General features: G+C 71.8%; 17 protein-coding genes and 3 tRNA genes. 6 read left to right on the forward strand and 14 right to left on the reverse strand.

Features of this window, described 5'->3' with window-relative positions; translation table 11 throughout:
* Positions 1-16 precede the first annotated feature (16 nt).
* Complete coding sequence (locus GVL05_RS16125; RefSeq protein ID WP_131921844.1) at positions 17-1198, forward strand: pyridoxal phosphate-dependent aminotransferase; 1182 nt, start codon at positions 17-19, stop codon at positions 1196-1198.
* A 102-nt stretch (positions 1199-1300) separates the two neighbouring features.
* Here GVL05_RS16125 and GVL05_RS16130 read toward each other — a convergent pair whose 3' ends face one another.
* Genes GVL05_RS16130 through GVL05_RS16140 form a run of 3 tightly spaced genes read right to left on the reverse strand, consistent with a single transcriptional unit; the run spans position 1301 to position 3203 of the window.
* The gene (locus GVL05_RS16130; protein ID WP_235036023.1) at positions 1301-2317 is read right to left on the reverse strand and encodes a UDP-N-acetylmuramate dehydrogenase; all 1017 of its coding nucleotides are present in this window, start codon (positions 2315-2317) and stop codon (positions 1301-1303) included.
* 14 nt (positions 2318-2331) lie between these two features.
* Positions 2332-2757, reverse strand: coding sequence for a MaoC/PaaZ C-terminal domain-containing protein (locus tag GVL05_RS16135; protein ID WP_131921749.1), 426 nt, complete (start codon positions 2755-2757; stop codon positions 2332-2334).
* Positions 2754-3203: a MaoC family dehydratase N-terminal domain-containing protein gene (locus GVL05_RS16140; RefSeq protein WP_123292106.1), complete on the reverse strand. Its 450-nt coding sequence runs from the start codon at positions 3201-3203 to the stop codon at positions 2754-2756. Before GVL05_RS16140 ends, GVL05_RS16135 begins: the two co-directional genes overlap by 4 nt.
* Before the next feature lie 129 nt (positions 3204-3332).
* Here GVL05_RS16140 and GVL05_RS16145 point away from each other — a divergent pair, with 129 nt between their 5' ends.
* Positions 3333-3731 carry a hypothetical protein gene (locus GVL05_RS16145; protein ID WP_131845699.1) on the forward strand — a complete coding sequence of 133 codons (399 nt, stop codon included), beginning with the start codon at positions 3333-3335 and terminating at the stop codon, positions 3729-3731.
* A 202-nt stretch (positions 3732-3933) separates the two neighbouring features.
* On the opposite strand, the gene GVL05_RS16150 is transcribed toward GVL05_RS16145, so the two are convergent.
* From GVL05_RS16150 to GVL05_RS16170, 5 genes are all read right to left on the reverse strand, one after another.
* Positions 3934-4007: transfer RNA gene (locus GVL05_RS16150), tRNA-Met, on the reverse strand.
* Positions 4008-4039: 32 nt separating this feature from the next.
* Positions 4040-4111, reverse strand: a tRNA-Thr gene (locus GVL05_RS16155).
* Between the two features lie 93 nt (positions 4112-4204).
* Positions 4205-5428 carry a M23 family metallopeptidase gene (locus tag GVL05_RS16160; RefSeq protein ID WP_159573795.1) on the reverse strand — a complete coding sequence of 408 codons (1224 nt, stop codon included), beginning with the start codon at positions 5426-5428 and terminating at the stop codon, positions 4205-4207.
* Between the two features lie 148 nt (positions 5429-5576).
* Positions 5577-6398 (reverse strand): inositol monophosphatase family protein, encoded by an 822-nt coding sequence (locus GVL05_RS16165; RefSeq protein WP_159573796.1) that lies wholly within the window; start codon positions 6396-6398, stop codon positions 5577-5579.
* Positions 6399-6456: 58 nt separating this feature from the next.
* A tRNA-Tyr gene (locus GVL05_RS16170) sits at positions 6457-6541 on the reverse strand.
* A 136-nt stretch (positions 6542-6677) separates the two neighbouring features.
* Here GVL05_RS16170 and GVL05_RS16175 point away from each other — a divergent pair.
* Positions 6678-7166 carry a YajQ family cyclic di-GMP-binding protein gene (locus tag GVL05_RS16175; RefSeq protein WP_111084269.1) on the forward strand — a complete coding sequence of 163 codons (489 nt, stop codon included), beginning with the start codon at positions 6678-6680 and terminating at the stop codon, positions 7164-7166.
* Between the two features lie 5 nt (positions 7167-7171).
* The gene (cls, locus tag GVL05_RS16180) at positions 7172-8632 is read left to right on the forward strand and encodes a cardiolipin synthase (RefSeq protein WP_159573797.1); all 1461 of its coding nucleotides are present in this window, start codon (positions 7172-7174) and stop codon (positions 8630-8632) included.
* 368 nt (positions 8633-9000) lie between these two features.
* On the opposite strand, the gene GVL05_RS16185 is transcribed toward cls, so the two are convergent.
* The 4 genes from GVL05_RS16185 to GVL05_RS16200 form a co-directional block, all read right to left on the reverse strand.
* Positions 9001-10116, reverse strand: a complete 1116-nt coding sequence (locus GVL05_RS16185) for a heparan-alpha-glucosaminide N-acetyltransferase domain-containing protein (RefSeq protein WP_159573798.1) — start codon at positions 10114-10116, stop codon at positions 9001-9003.
* 5 nt (positions 10117-10121) lie between these two features.
* Positions 10122-11495, reverse strand: a complete 1374-nt coding sequence (locus GVL05_RS16190) for an FAD-dependent oxidoreductase (protein ID WP_123338847.1) — start codon at positions 11493-11495, stop codon at positions 10122-10124.
* Between the two features lie 86 nt (positions 11496-11581).
* The gene (locus GVL05_RS16195; RefSeq protein ID WP_159573799.1) at positions 11582-12658 is read right to left on the reverse strand and encodes a polyprenyl synthetase family protein; all 1077 of its coding nucleotides are present in this window, start codon (positions 12656-12658) and stop codon (positions 11582-11584) included.
* Between the two features lie 32 nt (positions 12659-12690).
* Complete coding sequence (locus tag GVL05_RS16200; protein ID WP_111084274.1) at positions 12691-13482, reverse strand: demethylmenaquinone methyltransferase; 792 nt, start codon at positions 13480-13482, stop codon at positions 12691-12693.
* 108 nt (positions 13483-13590) lie between these two features.
* On the opposite strand from GVL05_RS16200, the gene GVL05_RS16205 reads away from it, so the two are divergent.
* Positions 13591-14850, forward strand: coding sequence for an isochorismate synthase MenF (locus GVL05_RS16205; protein ID WP_159573800.1), 1260 nt, complete (start codon positions 13591-13593; stop codon positions 14848-14850).
* Positions 14851-14869: 19 nt separating this feature from the next.
* On the opposite strand, the gene menD is transcribed toward GVL05_RS16205, so the two are convergent.
* Positions 14870-16615 carry a 2-succinyl-5-enolpyruvyl-6-hydroxy-3-cyclohexene-1-carboxylic-acid synthase gene (menD, locus tag GVL05_RS16210; protein WP_159573808.1) on the reverse strand — a complete coding sequence of 582 codons (1746 nt, stop codon included), beginning with the start codon at positions 16613-16615 and terminating at the stop codon, positions 14870-14872.
* A complete protein-coding gene (locus GVL05_RS16215; protein WP_159573801.1) occupies positions 16608-16964 on the reverse strand; it encodes a PLD nuclease N-terminal domain-containing protein in 357 nt (118 codons plus the stop codon). Before GVL05_RS16215 ends, menD begins: the two co-directional genes overlap by 8 nt.
* Positions 16965-17028: 64 nt before the next feature.
* On the opposite strand from GVL05_RS16215, the gene GVL05_RS16220 reads away from it, so the two are divergent.
* On the forward strand, positions 17029-17364 hold the full coding sequence (locus tag GVL05_RS16220) for a DUF4229 domain-containing protein (RefSeq protein WP_123292098.1): 336 nt from the start codon (positions 17029-17031) through the stop codon (positions 17362-17364).
* Positions 17365-17369 lie beyond the last annotated feature (5 nt).

Here is a 17369-nt window from a genome sequence, read left to right on the forward strand (position 1 = left end):
GACCGATCGGCCGCGCATCGCGTCCCGCATCGCGGCGATCGCCGAGTCCGCGACGCTCAAGGTCGACGCGAAGGCCAAGGCCCTGAAGGCCGCGGGCCGACCCGTCATCTCCTTCGCCGCCGGCGAACCCGACTTCGCCACGCCCGACCACGTGGTCGTCGCCGCGGTCGAGGCCGCACAGGACCCGAAGAACCACCGGTACACGCCGGCGACCGGTCTGCCGGAGCTGAAGCAGGCCATCGCCGAGAAGACCGCACGCGAGTCCGGCATCACCGTCGACCCGTCGCGGGTGATCGTCACCAACGGCGGCAAGCAGGCCGTCTACCAGGCGTTCCAGACGATCGTCGACGCCGGCGACGAGGTCCTGCTCCCCGCCCCGTACTGGACCACCTACCCCGAGGCCATCCGCCTGGCCGGTGGCGAGCCGGTCGAGGTCTTCGCCGGCAGCGACCAGGGCTACCTCGTCACCGTCGAGCAACTCGAGGCCGCGCGCACCCCGAAGACGAAGGCGCTGCTGTTCTGCTCGCCGTCGAACCCGACGGGCGCCGTCTACACCGCCGAGCAGACCACGGCCATCGGCGAGTGGGCACTCGAGCACGGCATCTGGGTGATCAGCGACGAGATCTACCAGGACCTCGTGTACGACGGACTCCGCTTCACCGGCATCCTCGACGCCGTGCCGGCCCTCGCCGACACCACGATCCTGGTCAACGGCGTCGCGAAGACCTACGCGATGACCGGGTGGCGCGTCGGCTGGTTCATCGGTCCCGCCGACGCGGTCAAGGCCGCGTCGAACCTGCAGTCGCACCTGTCGTCGAACGTGTCGAACGTGTCCCAGCGCGCCGCGATCGCCGCGCTCACCGGGCCGCAGGAGCCGGTGGCGGCCATGCGCGAGGCCTTCGACCGCCGTCGCCAGGCCATCGTCGCCGGGCTCAACGCGATCCCGGGCTTCGTCACGCCGACCCCACAGGGCGCCTTCTACGTCTACCCCGACGTCACCGCACTGCTCGGTCGCGAGTGGGCGGGCTCGACCCCGACGACGACCCTCGAGCTGGCCGACCTGATCCTCGAGCACGCCGAGGTCGCGGTCGTCCCGGGCGAGGCCTTCGGTCCGTCCGGCTACCTGCGCCTGTCGTACGCGCTCGGCGACGACGACATCGCCGAGGGTGTGGCCCGCTTGGCGAAGTTCTTCGCGTAGTCGCCGCGCCCACGACACCCCGCAGAACGCAGAACGGGCCGCCTCGTCGAGGTGGCCCGTTCGCCGTTCCGGGAGGCCCGTGGCCGGGTCGTGCCGGTTCGTTCAGTCGAGCAGGTCGCCGACCACCACGGGTTCCGGCACGAGCGCCACCCCGAAGCGGTTCAGGACCGTCACCTGCACGTAGCGCGCGAGCTCGGCCACCTGGGCCGCCGTCGCGCCGCCACGGTTCGTCAGGGCCAGGGTGTGCTTCGACGAGATCGCCGCGCGCGACCCCGGCACGGCGTAGCCCCGGTGCACCCCCGCGTGCTCGATGAGCCAGGCGGCGCTGAGCTTGACGTCGTCGCCGGCCGGCCACCGTGGCGCGTCGGCGGGGAGGGTCTCGGCGAAGGCCGCGGACACGATCGGGTTCGTGAAGAACGACCCGGCGCTCCAGGTGTCCCGGTCGTCGGAGTCAAGCACCATGCCCTTCGAGGCGCGGAGGCGCAGGACCTCGTCGCGGACCGTCGCGGGTTCCACGAGGGCACCGAGGTCGACCCCGAGCGAACCGGCGAGCTGGGCGTACCGCACCGGCACGCCGTGCTCCCCCGCCGTGCCGAGCCGGAACTCGACCGTCAGCACGACACCGCGGCGTCCGTGCTTGAGGGTCGACGTGCGGTAGCCGAGCGCCAGCTCGGCCGCGGGCACCCACGTGCGCTCCCCCGTGGCCGCATCGAGGAACTCGACCCGGGTCAGCACGTCGGAGAGCTCGACCCCGTAGGCGCCGATGTTCTGCACGGGGGCGGCGCCGACGGTGCCCGGGATGCCGCTGAGGGCCTCCAGGCCGGTCCAGCCGTTCGCGACGGTGGTGGCGACGAACGCGTCCCAGGGTTCGCCGGCCGCGACACGGACGGTGACACCGTCGGCGTCCGTGTCGGCGTCCACCCCCGTGGTGCGGACCAGGACGACGGTGCCGTCGAAGCCGGAGTCGGCGACCAGCACGTTGCTGCCGCCGCCGAGGACCAGCCACTCGTGGTCGTCCCATGCGGTGCGCGTGTGGTCGACGAGCTCGTCGGTCGTCGTGGCCGTGAGCAGCCGCGCGGCCGCCCCACCGACGCCGAGCGTCGTGAGGTCGGCGAGCACCGGCTCGTGCACGGTCAGCGGAACGCCACCGTGACCTGCGCCTTGCCGAGCACGGTCTGCCCGCCGGCGGTCACGGTGAGGTCGATGCGCTTCGGTCGGCCGTCGTCGTCGACGGTGCCGACCTTGGCGACGATGCCGATGGTCGCGCCCTGCTCCGGGTCCACGACGACGGGGCGGGTGAAGCGGACGCCGTAGCCCGCGACCCAGCCGCTGTCGCCGAGCCACTCGGAGACCGGCTGCACGGCGATGCCCATCGTGAGCATGCCGTGCGCGAGGACGCCCGGCAGGCCGACCGAGGTGGCGACGTCGTCGCGGTAGTGGATCGGGTTGAAGTCACCGGAGGCGCCGGCGTAGCGGACGAGCGAGTCGCGGGTGACGTGCACCTCGCGCTCGGCGACCACCGTGCCGACCTCGATCGCGGTGGCGGGTGCGGCGGTCATGCGTCGTCTCCTCGGACCACGAGGGTGGACGTCGCCGTGACGACGTGCTCCCCCGAGGCGTCGTTCATGGTGCTCTGGGCCGTGACCATCGCGTTGCCGCCGAGCGTCTTGACGCTCGTGACGGTCAGGGTCGCGGTGAGTTCGTCACCGGCCACGATGGGCCGGTCGTAGGTGAAGGACTGCTCGCCGTGGACGACACGGGAGAAGTCGATGCCGGCGTCCGGCTCGGCCAGGAGCTGCGCGAGCGTGGCTTCCTGCACGACGACCGCGAAGGTCGGCGGGGCGACGACGTCGGCGTACCCGGCGGCGCGGGCCGCGTCGGGTTCGTGGTGGACGGGGTTGGTCGCGAACACCGCGCGCGAGAACTCGCGCACCTTCTCGCGACCGACCAGGTAGGGCTGGGCCGGCGGGAACGTCCTGCCGACGAGCTCGGGGTTCACTGACACGTCGGCAGTCTACCGACGCCCGTCCGGGGGCCTGTCGATGCTGAGGATGCATCGGCTAGGCTTGCCGGGCCGGTTCGGGGGAATCGGCGGTCCGGTCGCGACACCGGATCAGGGGACGGGGGAGCAACGATGGACACCAGGACCGAGTTCGCCGTGCACACGGGCGACCGGTGCACCGCGATGGAGGTCGCCGGCGCGGCACTCCGCACGGCGGGACACCACGTCGAGTCGACCGGTGGGACCCTCACCGCGACGACCGGCAACCGGCTGCTGACGATCCTGCTCGGCGCGCTCGTGCACCCCTCCCGCGAGTTCCGCCGCTACGAGCTGTCGACGACCGTCACCGGGGCGTCCACCACGATCACGCTGCGGCACCGCGGACACGGCACGGCCGTCTCCGGCGGCAGCATCGGCGCGAGCCGGCGACGAGCTGCCTGGCACGAGGTGAACGCGGCGATCGAGCGCGCGCTGCGCGCGGCCGGCGTGCTGCAGACGCGGACCGACACCGGGTCGCACTCCGCGCTGTAGGGCCGATCCCAGGGCGGACGGGAGGCCCGGGGCGCGTCCGCCACGCGCCTCCTGGCACACACCTGGCCAAGTGCACAGCCGAAGTGCGTCCGCACCGCTGTGCACGCAGCCCGGGAACGACGCAGCCCGGGAACGACGCAGCGCGGGAACGACGCAGCGCGGGAACGACGAAAGCCCGGCGAACAGATCGCCGGGCTTGCTGTAGCGAGGGCGGGACTTGAACCCGCGACCCCACGATTATGAGTCGTGTGCTCTAACCAACTGAGCTACCCCGCCAGAGATCCGGAGCGACACGCGCACCGGGTCGGAGCCCCGAGTCAGGATTGAACTGACGACCCCCTCCTTACCATGGAGGTGCTCTACCACTGAGCTATCGGGGCGATGTGCCGCGAACGGCACCACCCGAGGATAGCAGACCTCCGACGCTGCTCCGGAACCGGGCGAGACGCCCGGGCGTGCCGCGTCGGCGACCGCTAGTTCGCGTTGGTCTGGAGCCAGGCCAGCGGGTCCACGGGGACCCCGTCGACGTGCACTTCGAGGTGCAGGTGCGGGCCCGTGGAGTTGCCCGTGCTGCCCACGAGCCCGAGCTCGTCGCCGACCTCGATCTGCTGACCGGTGACCACCTTGAAGGAGTTGTCCTCCATGTGGCCGTACACGCTGACGAACTGCTTGCCGTCGACGTCGTGCTCCACCCAGACGTCGTTGCCGAAGCCGCCGTCGTTCGCCTGGACCTTGATGACAGTGCCGGCGGCGATCACCCGGATCGGGGTGCCCTCGCCGGGAGCGAAGTCGACGCCCATGTGGTTCGTCGAGCAGAACGAGCAGCCCGCGACCTGACGACCGCCGAAGCCGGAGGTGATCGGGACGCCGGTGAGGAACGGCCACTGGATCGTGCCGGTCGGGTCGTTGGTGAAGCTCGAGGCGTCGACGTTCTTGTACTGCGTGGCGTCCGACACCGTGTACTGGTCGCGGCTCGTCGACCCGTCGGCTGCGGCGCTGACGCTCATCGACTGGGTCGCACCGCTCGCCGTCGACCGGGCCGCGGTCGAGCCGGTCTCCGGCACGTAGAGCGCCTGGGCGGGCAGCGACGTCGAGACGACGAGACCGGCGACGAAGAGGAGCGCACCGACGGCCGTCACGCGCGAGGCCGCACGGCGGAACGAGGCACCCTGCTTCCGGGCGGCCGGAGCCGGGGCGGGCACGGCGGCGGTGCGGCTGGCCGCGATGTGCCGGGTGGCGCGGTCGACCTGCACGGCCGGTGCGGCACGGCCGGTCCGCCGACGGGACGCCGGGACCTGGCCGATGACACGGCGGGGCTGGGGCGCGACGGACTCCGCTGCAGCCGTCGCGGTGTGCGGCGCCGTGGCGCGGACGTCCGGCGAGGTGGGAGCCGGCGGCGTCGTGATGCGCGAGGCCGGACGGACCGCCGACTCGGGCAGCGCGGGCGACACCGGTGCGAGGTCGATCGGCGACACGGGAGCGGCGGCCGACGACGGTGTGGTCAGCCCGACGACCTCGTCGAACGACGGGCCCGCGGCACGGTCGGCTGCGACGTCCTGCGCGTGGTCCTGCGTGACGGGAGCACCCTTCGCAGCCGCTCGCTCCGCCTCGATCCGTGCTCGTCGGGTCAGGTGGACGACCGGGGTGGCGGCGTCGACGGGACCGGTGGGGACGGACGTCAGTGGGGAGTGGGGCATGCGTGCGGTGGCGATCCTGATCGGGGAAGGGGCGCGCTCGTTGGTAACGAGCAGATAACGGGACCTGAGCACGGTAGCAAACGTCGTCGCACGTCGCCAGTCGTGGTCATGTCCACCGGGCACCCCCAGACCGAGGGACCGACGGACCTCAGATGCCGAGCGCCTCCGCTTCCAGCCCGCGCAGCAGCGCCTCGAGGTCGTCGGCCACCGCGGGGCTCGCGAACAGGAAGGAACGGGTGCCGCCGGCCTCCCAGATGCGGACCGACGCTCCGGCCTCGCGCGCGACGACGGAGCCGCCGGCCATGTCCCACGGGTTGATCCCGCGCTCGTAGTAGGCGTCGACGACCCCGGTCCCGACCGCGCAGCAGTCGAGCGACGCCGCTCCCCCGCGCCGGATGTCCCGCACCTCGCCGATCAGCCCGGCGAGCACGGACACCTGCTCACGGCGCCGGTCGGCCGTGTACCCGAAGCCCGTCGCCACGAGTGTCTCGGCGAGCGAGGCCGGAGCGCTGACGGACAGGGGGACGCCGTCGCGGGTGGCGCCCTGTCCGGCGGCGGCACGGAACACCACCCCGGTCGCGGGGGCCACCACGACGCCGGCGATCGGCTCCCACGTCATCGGGTCGGCGGAGCCCCGCACGACGCCGATGCTCACGCCGTACTCGGCGCTGCCGTACAGGTAGTTCACCGTGCCGTCGATCGGGTCGACGACCCAGGTGATGCCCGACTCCCCCGACGCCGAGCCGGACTCCTCGCCGTGGAACGCGTCGTCCGGCCGGGCCTCGGCGATCCGGGCGCGGATGAGCGCCTCGACCTCGCGGTCCGCCGCCGTGACCACGTCGACGATGCTCGACTTCCGGTCGGCGACCTCGACGCCCTCGGCCCGTCGTCGTGCGGCGAGCGTGGCCGCTTCGCGCGCGATCGTCTCGGCGAGGTCGGCGAACTGGGACGGTGTGCAGTCGGATGCCATGCACCGATCCTGCCAGGGACGACGAAAGCCCCGTCCGACCCGGACGGGGCTTTCGCGATGGTGGCAAGTGAGGGATTCGAACCCCCGAAGGCTACGCCGGCTGATTTACAGTCAGATCCCTTTGGCCGCTTGGGTAACTTGCCATGCGCACCCAGCCGGTGTGATCACCAACCGAAGGCGCGCACAAAAGCATAGCGGATCCGGAACGGTGGTCGTGACCACCGCGAGCCGACCGCCGGAGCCGAACCGGGCCTCCCGTCCGCCGTTAGGCTGTCCGGCATGGCAGACAGTTCCTTCGACGTGGTCAGCAAGGTCGACAAGATGGAGGCGGAGAACGCCCTCAACCAGGCGGCCAAGGAGATCGAGCAGCGGTACGACTTCAAGGGCGCGGACGCGTCGGTCGCCTTCAGCGGCGAGGACGTCCTCATCAAGGCGAACTCGGAAGAGCGCGCGAAGGCCGTCCTCGACGTCCTGCAGAGCAAGGCGATCAAGCGCAACATCAGCCTGAAGAGCCTCGACGCCGGCGACCCCTACCCCTCGGGCAAGGAGTACCGCATCGAGGTGAAGTTCAAGAACGGCATCGAGCAGGACGTCGCGAAGAAGATCGGTGCGTTCCTGCGGGCCAACGCCCCGAAGACCGTGAAGAGCCAGATCCAGGGCGACGAACTGCGGGTCTCCTCGAAGAGCCGCGACGACCTCCAGAACACGATCCAGCTCCTCAAGGGTGAAGAGTTCGACGTCCCGTTGCAGTACATCAACTTCCGCTGACGTCCGTGGAGCACTGGCTCACCGTCGCGATCACGGTCCTGGCCGTCCTGCTGGACCTGGCGATCCGCGTCTTCTCGATCATCTACGTCCCGATCAACCGGAAGCCGCAGACGGCGACCGCCTGGTTGCTGGCGATCTTCCTCATCCCCTACATCGGCTTCATCGTCTTCCTGGTCATCGGGTCGACGAAGCTGCCGCGTGCCCGGCGTGAGAAGCAGACCGAGATCAACGCGTACATCCTCGAGCAGACCGAGGGCATCGAACGCGTGCGCCGTGACCACCCGTGGCCGCTGTGGCTCGAGAGCATCACCACACTGAACCGTGAACTCGGCGCGATGCCGCTGGTCGGTGGCAACTCGGCGGAGCTCTACCCCGACTCCGAGGAGTCGATCGCGGAGATGACCCGGGCGATCGAGCAGTCGCGGCGGTTCGTGCACGTCGAGTTCTACATCGCGACGCTCGACGACACCACGCGACCGTTCTTCGACGCGCTCGCCCGTGCACAGGCCCGCGGCGTCATCGTCCGGTTCCTGCTCGACCACTGGGCCAGCCGCGGCTACCCCGGGTACAAGGACACGCTGGCGTTCATGGACCGCGCCGGCATCGAGTGGCACCTCATGCTCCCGCTGCTGCCGCTGCAGGGGAAGTTCCAGCGCCCCGACCTGCGCAACCACCGGAAGATCATGGTCATCGACGGCTCGGTCGCGTTCACCGGGTCGCAGAACCTGATCGACCCCTCGTACGACATCAAGTCGCACATCGAGAAGGGCATGGTCTACAAGGACCTGTTCGCCCGGTTCGAGGGACCGGTCGTCGCGGGGTTGAACGCACTGTTCGTCACCGACTGGTACAGCGAGACCGACGAACTGCTCCTGCGCGAGAGCGACCCCGTCCAGCGGGCCGACCGCGGCGACGCCCTCGACTGCCAGGTGGTGCCGTCCGGGCCCGGGTTCGACGGCGAGAACAACCTGCGCCTGTTCAACGCGCTGCTCTACTCGGCACAGAAGAAGGTGTCGATCACCTCGCCGTACTTCGTGCCGGACGACTCGATGCTCTACGCCATCACGACGACCGCCCAGCGCGGCGTCGAGGTCGAGCTCTTCGTCGGCGAGATGGGCGACCACGCCATGACGTGGCACGCGCAGCGCTCGTACTACGAGGGACTGCTCCGCGCCGGCGTGCGGATCTGGCTCTACCGGGCACCGACGATCCTGCACGCCAAGCACTTCACCATCGACGACGAGGTGTCGGTGATCGGGTCGAGCAACATGGACATGCGCTCGTTCAGCCTGAACCTCGAGGTCTCCGTGATGGTCCGGGGCCACCGCTTCGTCGATGCCCTGCGCGAGGTGCAGGACGCCTACAAGGAGCACAGCTTCGAGCTGACGCTCGACGAGTGGGTCGACCGTCCGCGCCGGTCCAAGGTGCTCGACAACGTCGCGCGGCTCACGGCAGCGCTGCAGTAGCGGACGACCGGGAGGCGCGGCTCACCTCCGCCGCGCACGGTGCGTCGTCCTCCACCCGGTGCGACCTTGGCAGCACGGTGCGTCGCCACAGCGGGGCACCCAGCGAGCAAGCCCGCGGTGAACGAACAACGCTGCACCGTGCGGCAGCGCTCCGACCAGGTCAGGGCGCCGTGCAACCTCCCACGCACGGTGCGGACGGGAGGCGCGGCTCGTCTCTGCCGCGCACGGTGCGTCGTCCTCCACCCGGTGCGACCTTGGCAGCACGGTGCGTCGCCACAGCGGGGCACCCAGCGGGCAAGCCCGCGGTGAATGAACAACGCTGCACCGTGCGGCAGCGCTCCGGGACCGGATCGGCCCGGCAGGAGCGCTCAGCGCATCGGGACGGTGGACGCCAGGGCCGCGACGGCCCGCTCAAGCGGGCCCCGGCCGAGGAACCGGCGCCAGACCATCGCGAACACGACCGAGCCCAGCGCGAACCAGCCCCACGCCTCGGCCGACTCCGGGTACTCGGGCAGCATCGCGATCACCACGAGGTGTCCCGAGTAGATCGTCAGGGGCATCGACCCGACGGCGGCGAGCGGGAACGCGATCCGCTCGGCGACCCGCCCGCGCCCGTCGAACACCAGGGTGCAGAGCGCGATGACCGCCACCGCCACCCCCGCGGTGCCGACCACGTCCACCGTCGTCGACGAGTGGTCGCGCGGTGACAGGAAGAGCTGGGCGAGGGCCTCGGCCGGCGTGCTGCCCTCGGCGGCGTACGGGACCCCCGGGAACGCGAACGCGGCCCCCGACGGAAGCGGCGCGAGGACCGTGCCGACGACGTACGCGGTGGCGGCGACCAGTGTGCCGGATGCGAGGAGCACGACCTGCGTGCCCCGCATCTCCAGCCCGGCCCGGGCGACGGCGAGACCGACCAGGACGTACGCCAGGAAGGTGACCACGGGGTAGACCAGGCCGAGCTGCTGTCCGACCATGCCCGCGTCGGCGTAGGCCGGTGCGGTCGAGACAGCGACGATCGGCGACAACACGGCGCAGGCGCCCGCGATGGCGAGGAGCCACGCCGGGCGGACCCGGAGCACCGGGATCACCAGCAGGAACAGCACTCCGTACGTCGGCAGGATGACGTAGACCGGGGTGTCCAGGGCGATGAGCACGAACCCGATTGCGACGACGGCCGCGGCGCGGATCGCCAGGCGCGCCCGGACCCGCCCGATCGTCCGGGGCCCTGGCGGAGTCGTGCGACCGCTCGTCAGGCCGATCGAGACGCCGGCGAGGACGGCGAACAGCGTGGACGGGCGCCCGTGCGCCACGGCGGACCACGTCGACGGATCGGACCAGTCGAGCTGGTCCGCGATGCCGCCGATGTGCGCGGCCATCATGCCGAGCAACGCGACGGCCCGCGCGACGTCGACGCCCTGCAGTCGCACGCCGGACACGGACGCGCCCCGAACCGCGGTGGGCGGGACGGGGCGCGTGTCGGTCATCGGTGTCAGTTCGTGGGCACGTCGACGCGACCGAGGGACACGTCGATCATCTCGTCACGGGGCACGACCTTGATGCGCTCACGGCCCTCGGCAGCACCGAGCGCGAGCTCGTGGGTGTCCAGGTGGTGCCAGCCCTCGAGATCGGTGTACTCGACGCCACGCTCGCGGAGCAGGGCCGGGATCGCACCCTCGGAGGGGTCCTCCGGCGTCCACCAGCTCGCCTGGTCGTTGACGATGTGCTGCACGGTCTCCATGGCATCGGACTTCGTGTGCCCGATGAGCCCGACCGGACCGCGCTTGATCCACCCGGTGGCGTAGACGCCCGGGATCTGCTGGTTGTCGTCGTCGAGGACCTGGCCCTCGTGGTTCGGGATGACGCCGTGGCGCTCGTCGAACGGCAGCCCGGGCAGCGGGGAACCGAAGTAGCCGACGGCGCGGTAGGCCGCCTGGATCGGGATCTCACGGATCTCGCCCGTGCCCTCGACACCGCCCTCGCCGTTCGGCCGGGTGCGCTCGTACCGGATTGCGGTGAGGTTGCCCTGCTCGTCGCCGACGAACTCGGTCGGCTTCGCGTAGAAGTGCAGGTGCAGCCGCCGGCTCGCCTGACCGGTCTCGCGGGTGCGCCACTGCTCGAGCACCCGGTTGATGACCATGACCTGCTTGTTCGTGGCGATCGCGGTCTTCGACGCCTCGTCGTGGTCGAAGTCCTCGTCGTAGACGACCATGTCGACGTCACGGACCTCGCCGAGCTCGCGGAGCTCGAGCGGCGTGAACTTGACCTGGGCGGGACCACGGCGGCCGAAGACGTGGACGTCCGTGACGGGCGACGCCTTGAGGCCCTCGTACACGTTCGCCGGGATCTCGGTCGGCAGCAGGTCGTCGGCGTGCTTCGCGAGGATGCGGGAGACGTCGAGCGCGACGTTGCCGACGCCGATCACCGCGACGCTCTCCGCGGTCAGCGGCCAGGTGCGCGGGACGTCGGGGTGACCGTCGAACCAGCTGACGAAGTCGGCGGCACCGTAGGAGCCCCGGAGGTCGACGCCGGGGACGTCGAGGTCGGCGTCCTTGATCGCGCCCGTCGAGAAGACGACCGCGTTGTAGTGCTTCTTGAGGTCCTCGAGGGTGATGTCCTCGCCGAAGCGGACGTTGCCGAACAGCCGGACGACACCGCGGTCGAGCACGTCGCGCAGGGCGTTGACGATGCCCTTGATCCGCGGGTGGTCGGGGGCGACGCCGTAGCGGACGAGTCCGTACGGCGCGGGGAGCTGCTCGAACAGGTCGATCGACACGTCGTGTCCGTGGGCCTCGCGCAGCAGGATGTCCGCGGCGTAGATGCCGGCGGGTCCGGCGCCGACGATGGCGATTCGGAGGGTGGGCACTGATCGTCTCCAGTTCGTTCGGGTGGGGTGCTCCCGGTGGTGCGTCCCGCGCGGCGACCGTGGGGTCGTCCGGTCGCGGGTGGTGTTCAGCGGCTGCGGTCGACGACGGAGTCGGCGAAGCGGGTGAGTGCCCGCTTGACGGTGCCGTCGGGCAGCGGGGCGAGGGCGTCCACGGCTTCGCGGGCCCAGCGGACCGCGACCGTGCGCGTCGACGCGGTCGCCTCGTGGTCACGCAGTGCGGCGACGGCCGACTGGTACGGCACGGAGCCGACCGCGTCGTCCGGGGCGCCGTTCACGTCGCGCTCGATGCGCAGGACGAGGTCCTGCGCCGCCGGGTCGGTCGCCGCGTGCCGACGCAGGTGCAGCATCGGCAACGTGTCGACGCCGGCACGGAGGTCGTTGCCGGCGATCTTGCCGGTCTTGTCCGTCGCCGGTGCCAGGTCGATGACGTCGTCGACGAGCTGGAAGGCGACGCCCACCTTCTCGCCGAAGGTCCCGACGGCGTCGAGGTAGGCACGGTCGGCGCCGGAGAACATGACACCGGCGCGGGCGGCGGTCGCGATGAGCGAGCCGGTCTTGTCGCTGAGCACCTGGATGTAGTGCTCGACCGGGTCGTCGTCGGGCTGCGGGCCGGTGGTCTCGTGCAGCTGCCCCATGCAGAGGCGCTGGAAGGTCTCGGCCTGCATCCGGATGCCCTCGGTGCCCAGGTCGGCGGTGATGAGACTGGCGCGGGCGAAGAGCAGGTCGCCGGTCAGGATCGCGACGTTGTTGCCGTACGTGATCTGCGCTGCGGGGACCCCGCGGCGGACGGGCGCTTCGTCCATGACGTCGTCGTGGTAGAGCGACGCCAGGTGGGTCGTCTCGATGCTGACGGCGGCCTTGACCACGGCGGCGGTCACCCCGTCGCCGAGCTGCGCGATGAGCAGCGTCAGCGTCGGACGGATCCGCTTGCCGCCCGCGGACAGCAGGTAGCGGCTCGTGGTGTCGGCGAGGGTGTCCGTGGACCGCATGGCGTCCTCGAGCCCCTGCTCGACGAGCTCGAGACCGTCGTCGACGGCGGCGATGAAGCGGCGGTCGGCGGGCGTGGCGAACAACCGCTCGCCGATGCCCAGCGAGGCGCGGAGGCTCGGCGCGCGACGTGCGACCGGGACGCTCGGATTCAAGTGCTGCTCCGTCTTCGGGGGATGGTGACCGGTCAGTCGTCGGCCGGGTCGACGCGCGGCTGCTCGCCGGTGGTCTGGTGGTCGCGGCGTGCCTTCGCACGACGGGCCGCGGACTCGCGCACCGTGTCGGCGACGGGCTTGCGGCCACGGTGCAGTGCGACGATACCGGCCGTGAGGTTCCGGTAGGCGACCACGGAGAAGCCGACGCCGCGCAGCCACTGGGTGAGGACCTGCTGGTCCGGCCACGCGTCGATCGACTCGGCGAGGTAGCGGTAGGCGGCGGGGTTGCTGCTCGAGAGCTTCGCGATGCCCGGGAGCACGCGCTTCAGGTAGGTGCCGTAGCCGAGGCGCAGCAACGCACGCGGCGGGGTCGAGAACTCGCAGATGACCACTCGGCCGCCGGGCTTGAGGACCCGCAGCATCTCGGCGAGCGCCTGCTTCGGGTCGTTCACGTTGCGCAGCCCGAACGAGATCGTGACGGCGTCGAACGTGTCGTCGTCGAAGGGCAGGTGCTCGGCATCGCCCTCGACGAAGGTGATCTCGGGGTGCCGCTCGCGACCGACCGCGATCATGCCGGCGGAGAGGTCGAGCGCGCTGACCTCTGCCCCCTTCTTCGCGAAGGCCGCGGCACTCGTCCCGGTGCCCGCGGCGATGTCGAGGACCTTCTCGCCGGGCTGGGGGTCGACCGCTCGCACCGTGGCGACACGCCACAGCGGTGCGTTGCCCGCCGACAGGATGTCGTTCGTGAGGTCGTACTTGGCCGCGACGTCGTCGAACATCGCCGCCACCTCGTCCGGCCGCTTGTTCAGGTCCGCTCTGCTCACCCGACCAATCCTAGAGGTCCCGACCGTACGTTCACCGGACTCGCAGCAACGGCCCACTCGTCGGGCAAGCGGCCAGGCGGTCCACCGACCGCGCGTAGCATCGGAGCCGTGACCCGAACCACCACGGCGGCGCCCCCGCTGACGGTCTCCACCCGGATCCTCGACGACCCGGGCACCGTCCTCCGCCACACCCTGCGCGACCGCCCCCTGGCCTTCGTCCGGAACGGTGACGGCATCGTCGGCATCGGGGAGGCGCTGCGGTTCACGTTCACCGGCCCCGACCGGATGCGCGACGCCGCCGCGGTCTGGCGCACCGTCGTGGAGTCGGCCGTCGTCGACGACCCGGTGCAGCTGCGCGGCTCCGGCCTGGTCGCGTTCGGCTCCTTCGCCTTCGCCGACGACTCCGCCGACGAGAGCGTCCTGATCGTCCCGCGCGTGGTCATCGGCCGACGGCGCGGCAAGGCCTGGCTCACGGCGATCGACACGACCGTCGGCGCCGAGCCGCTCACGTTCACGCGGACCTCGGTGCCGGTCCCCCACGTCGGACCACACGTCTCCGTCGCGCTGCACCCCGGCCGGATCAACGAGGCCGCCTACGCCGCGAACGTCGCCGAGGCCGTGCGACGCATCGCCGCCGGGAGCGCGCAGAAGGTCGTCCTCGCCCGCGACCTCGTCGGCAGGATGCCAGCGGACGCCGACCACCGCGCCCTGCTGCTCGACCTCGCCGCCGCCTACCCGCAGTGCGTCACCTTCGCGGTCGACGGCCTGGTCGGTGCGACCCCCGAGACGCTCGCCCGCACCGACGGCACCCGGTTGACGGCGCGGGTGCTGGCCGGCAGCGCCGCACGCGGCGAAGACGAGGTGTCGGACCGTGCCGCTGCCGAGGCCCTCGCCGCCAGCGCGAAGGACGTCGACGAGCACGCGTTCGCGATCGACAGCCTGCTCGCCTCGCTCCGCCCGCTCGTGACCGAGTTGCGCGCCGACCCCGAGCCGTTCCGGCTGCAGCTGCCGAACCTGTGGCACCTGGCGACCGACGTGCAGGCGACCCTGCCGCCGGACACCACCTCGCTCGACGTCGCCGACGCCCTGCACCCCACGGCCGCGGTCGCGGGCACCCCCACCGACGTGGCCGTCCGGCTCGTCGCCGAGCTCGAGGGCGTCGACCGCGGTCGCTACGCCGGCCCGGTGGGCTGGATGAGCGCCACCGGCGACGGCGAGTGGATGCTGGCGCTCCGCAGCGCCCGCATCGACGACGACGGCACCGTCCGGGCCTGGGCGGGCGCGGGCGTCGTCGCGGGGTCGGAACCGGCACGCGAGGTCGCCGAGACCGCTCTGAAGTTCCGACCGGTCACCGACGCGCTGGCCTGAGCGGCGCGGCGGCCACGCGTCAGTCGGCCAGCGGGACCTCGATCACGACGCGCTCGGCCGGGTCGGTGAGCACCCGCTCGAGGTCGCCCCACGTCTCCGCGCGGCGGTACTCCCAACCGAGGCCGGTCACGACCCGTTCGACGTCGACGTGCTGCGGGGTCGACATCATCCGGCGCATGTCCTCTGGTGGAGTGGTGCGTGCCACCTCGAGCCCGCGGAAGATCGCGCCGCCGTGGTCGTTGCCGACGACGACCTGGACCCGGTGCGTGCGCTCCTCTGTCCCGGTGACGAACGCCCCGAGGTCGTGCAGCAGGGTCAGGTCGCCGAGCAGCACGCGCGTGGTGCCGACCGACGCCGACGACTGTTCGAGGGCCGCGGCGATCCCGAGGGCCGTCGACACGGTGCCGTCGATGCCGGCGAGCCCGCGGTTCGCGTGCACCCGGATCTTCTTGCCGAGCACGCGCCCGTCGGCGACGCGGATGATCTGCGAGGCGCCGAACACGAGCCGGTCGTGCGGCCACGTCACGCCCCACACGGCGTCGGCGAGCATCGCGCGGTCGACGGGTCGGCGGCGGAGGGCGACCTCGTCGCGCAGGAACTTGTTGCGCTCGGCACGGTCCGGGGACCGCTTGGCACCGAGGTCGGGTCCGGCGTCACCGTCGCCGAGCAGCTGCCGGCTCGCGCCGACCCAGCGCCCGACCCACGCACGGTGCTCCGGCCGGGTCCGGCCCGTCACGCGGACGTCGGACACGAAGGTGGTGTCGGAGGGCCGGGAGGCGCGGGCCGGGTCGAAGGGATCGGCCGCGTGTCCGCGGACCACGAACGTCTCGACCCCCTGCCGCTGCAGGAGCGCCGGGACCTCGCGACTGAGGGTGGGGTGGCCGAGCACGACGGCACGACGGACCACACCGCCGAAGTCCTGGTCGCGCAGGAGTTCGCGGTAGGTGACGACGAGGTTCCGGCCGAACCGTGCGCCGCTGGAGACCTCGGCGAGCAGGGGCGCGCCGAGCTCCCACGCGATGCGCTCGGCGTCCTCGCCGGCGTCGTGCCCGGCGATGACGACCGTGCCCGGTTCGTCGTCCGGCGACAGCTCGGCCACCGGGAGTCCGCCGTGCGCACGACGGGTGGCGAACGCGGTGTCGACCTCGTCGTCGGGGACGCCCTGCACGCGGTCGGCGTCGAGGCCGGCGGACAGGGGTTCACGGAACGCGACGTTGAGCTGCGCCGGCCCCGGCTGCCCGGTGTGTCCGGCGGCAGCGGCGACGGCCTGGCGGGCGAGGTCGCGGAGCGCTGCACGCACCGAGGCGTCGGCTCCGTGCGCAGAGGGCGCCTCGACGTCGCGGACGAAGGCGACCGCGTCGCCGAACATCCCCGGCTGGACGGTGGTCTGGTTGCTGCCGATGCCGCGGAGCTCGTCCGGCCGGTCGGCGCTCAGCACGATCATCGGGACACCGGAGTGGTGCGCTTCGAGGACGGCGGGGTGCAGGTTGGCGACGGCGGTGCCCGAGGTCGTCACGACCGCGGCCGGTCGGCCGGACTCCACCGCGAGCCCGAGGGCGAAGAACCCGGCGGTGCGCTCGTCGAGCCGGACGTGGACGGTCAGGCCGCCGGCTCGCTCGAGGGCGACGGCCGCGAGCGCAAGGGCCTGGGATCGTGAGCCCGGGCTGACGACGACGTCGGTGACGCCGGCGCGCACGAGTTCCTGCAGCAGCGTCAGGGCGGCGTCCGTCGCCGGACTGCCCGATCCGGCGGGACCGTCAGCGATCGGTGCGGCCGTCGTCGTCTCGGTCGTGGAACTGGTCTTCGAGGTCTCGGAGGGTCGCGTCGTCCTGGTCCTTGTCCGTGAGGGTGTTCCCCGGAACGGGCGTGGTGCCGAGGAAGTCCGGGTCGTCTTCGGGTCCACGGTACCGGGCGGTCGTGCCCGGGGACGCCGGCGAGCGGCCGAGCAGGAACCAGAGCACCCCACCGAGGACGGGGAGGACGATCACGAGGAGGATCCAGACACCGCGCCTGAGGGATCGGACACGTTCGCGGGGCATCGTCGCGCAGTCGATGGCCGCGTACACCGTGAAGGCGACAGCGGCGACGACGACGATCAACCACAAGCGGACCATGCCCAGGAGTCTAGGTCGCGAGCCTGTGACGACCCTGCCGGTCGGCCGTCCGTAGACTCGCAGGGTGAAAGCGTGGCTCCTGTACACCCTGGCCCGGCTCGGCATCTTCGCGGCGGCGCTCGTGCTCCTCCGGCTCCTGACCCCGATGCCCTGGTACTGGGCGACGATCATCGCCGCCCTCGTCGGGCTGCTGGTGTCCTACATCGCGCTCGCCGGACTCCGCACCAAGGTCGCCCTGAGCCTGGCGAACCGCCGCGGTGGCCCGGAGCGCGATGCGGACACCGACTTCGAGGACGACTTCGTCGACGCGGCGGACACCGACGCCGCGGACACCCCGACCGTGCGCCCGGTGTCGGACGCCGACCGGCACGCGGCGCGCCGGGACACCGACGCGGAGTAGTCCGG

The sequence above is a fragment of the Curtobacterium sp. 18060 genome, assembly GCF_902706105.1.
Lineage (GTDB): Bacteria > Actinomycetota > Actinomycetes > Actinomycetales > Microbacteriaceae > Curtobacterium.

What these genes read in the sequence shown, in the direction of transcription:
- GVL05_RS16215 (WP_159573801.1), bottom strand. Translation starts at nt 16,964, where the DNA reads ATGGTCCGCTTGTGGTTGATCGTCGTCGTCGCCGCTGTCGCCTTCACG.
- GVL05_RS16185 (WP_159573798.1), bottom strand. Translation starts at nt 10,116, where the DNA reads ATGACCGACACGCGCCCCGTCCCGCCCACCGCGGTTCGGGGCGCGTCC.
- GVL05_RS16160 (WP_159573795.1), bottom strand. Translation starts at nt 5,428, where the DNA reads ATGCCCCACTCCCCACTGACGTCCGTCCCCACCGGTCCCGTCGACGCC.
- GVL05_RS16135 (WP_131921749.1), bottom strand. Translation starts at nt 2,757, where the DNA reads ATGACCGCCGCACCCGCCACCGCGATCGAGGTCGGCACGGTGGTCGCC.
- GVL05_RS16145 (WP_131845699.1), top strand. Translation starts at nt 3,333, where the DNA reads ATGGACACCAGGACCGAGTTCGCCGTGCACACGGGCGACCGGTGCACC.
- GVL05_RS16165 (WP_159573796.1), bottom strand. Translation starts at nt 6,398, where the DNA reads ATGGCATCCGACTGCACACCGTCCCAGTTCGCCGACCTCGCCGAGACG.
- GVL05_RS16175 (WP_111084269.1), top strand. Translation starts at nt 6,678, where the DNA reads ATGGCAGACAGTTCCTTCGACGTGGTCAGCAAGGTCGACAAGATGGAG.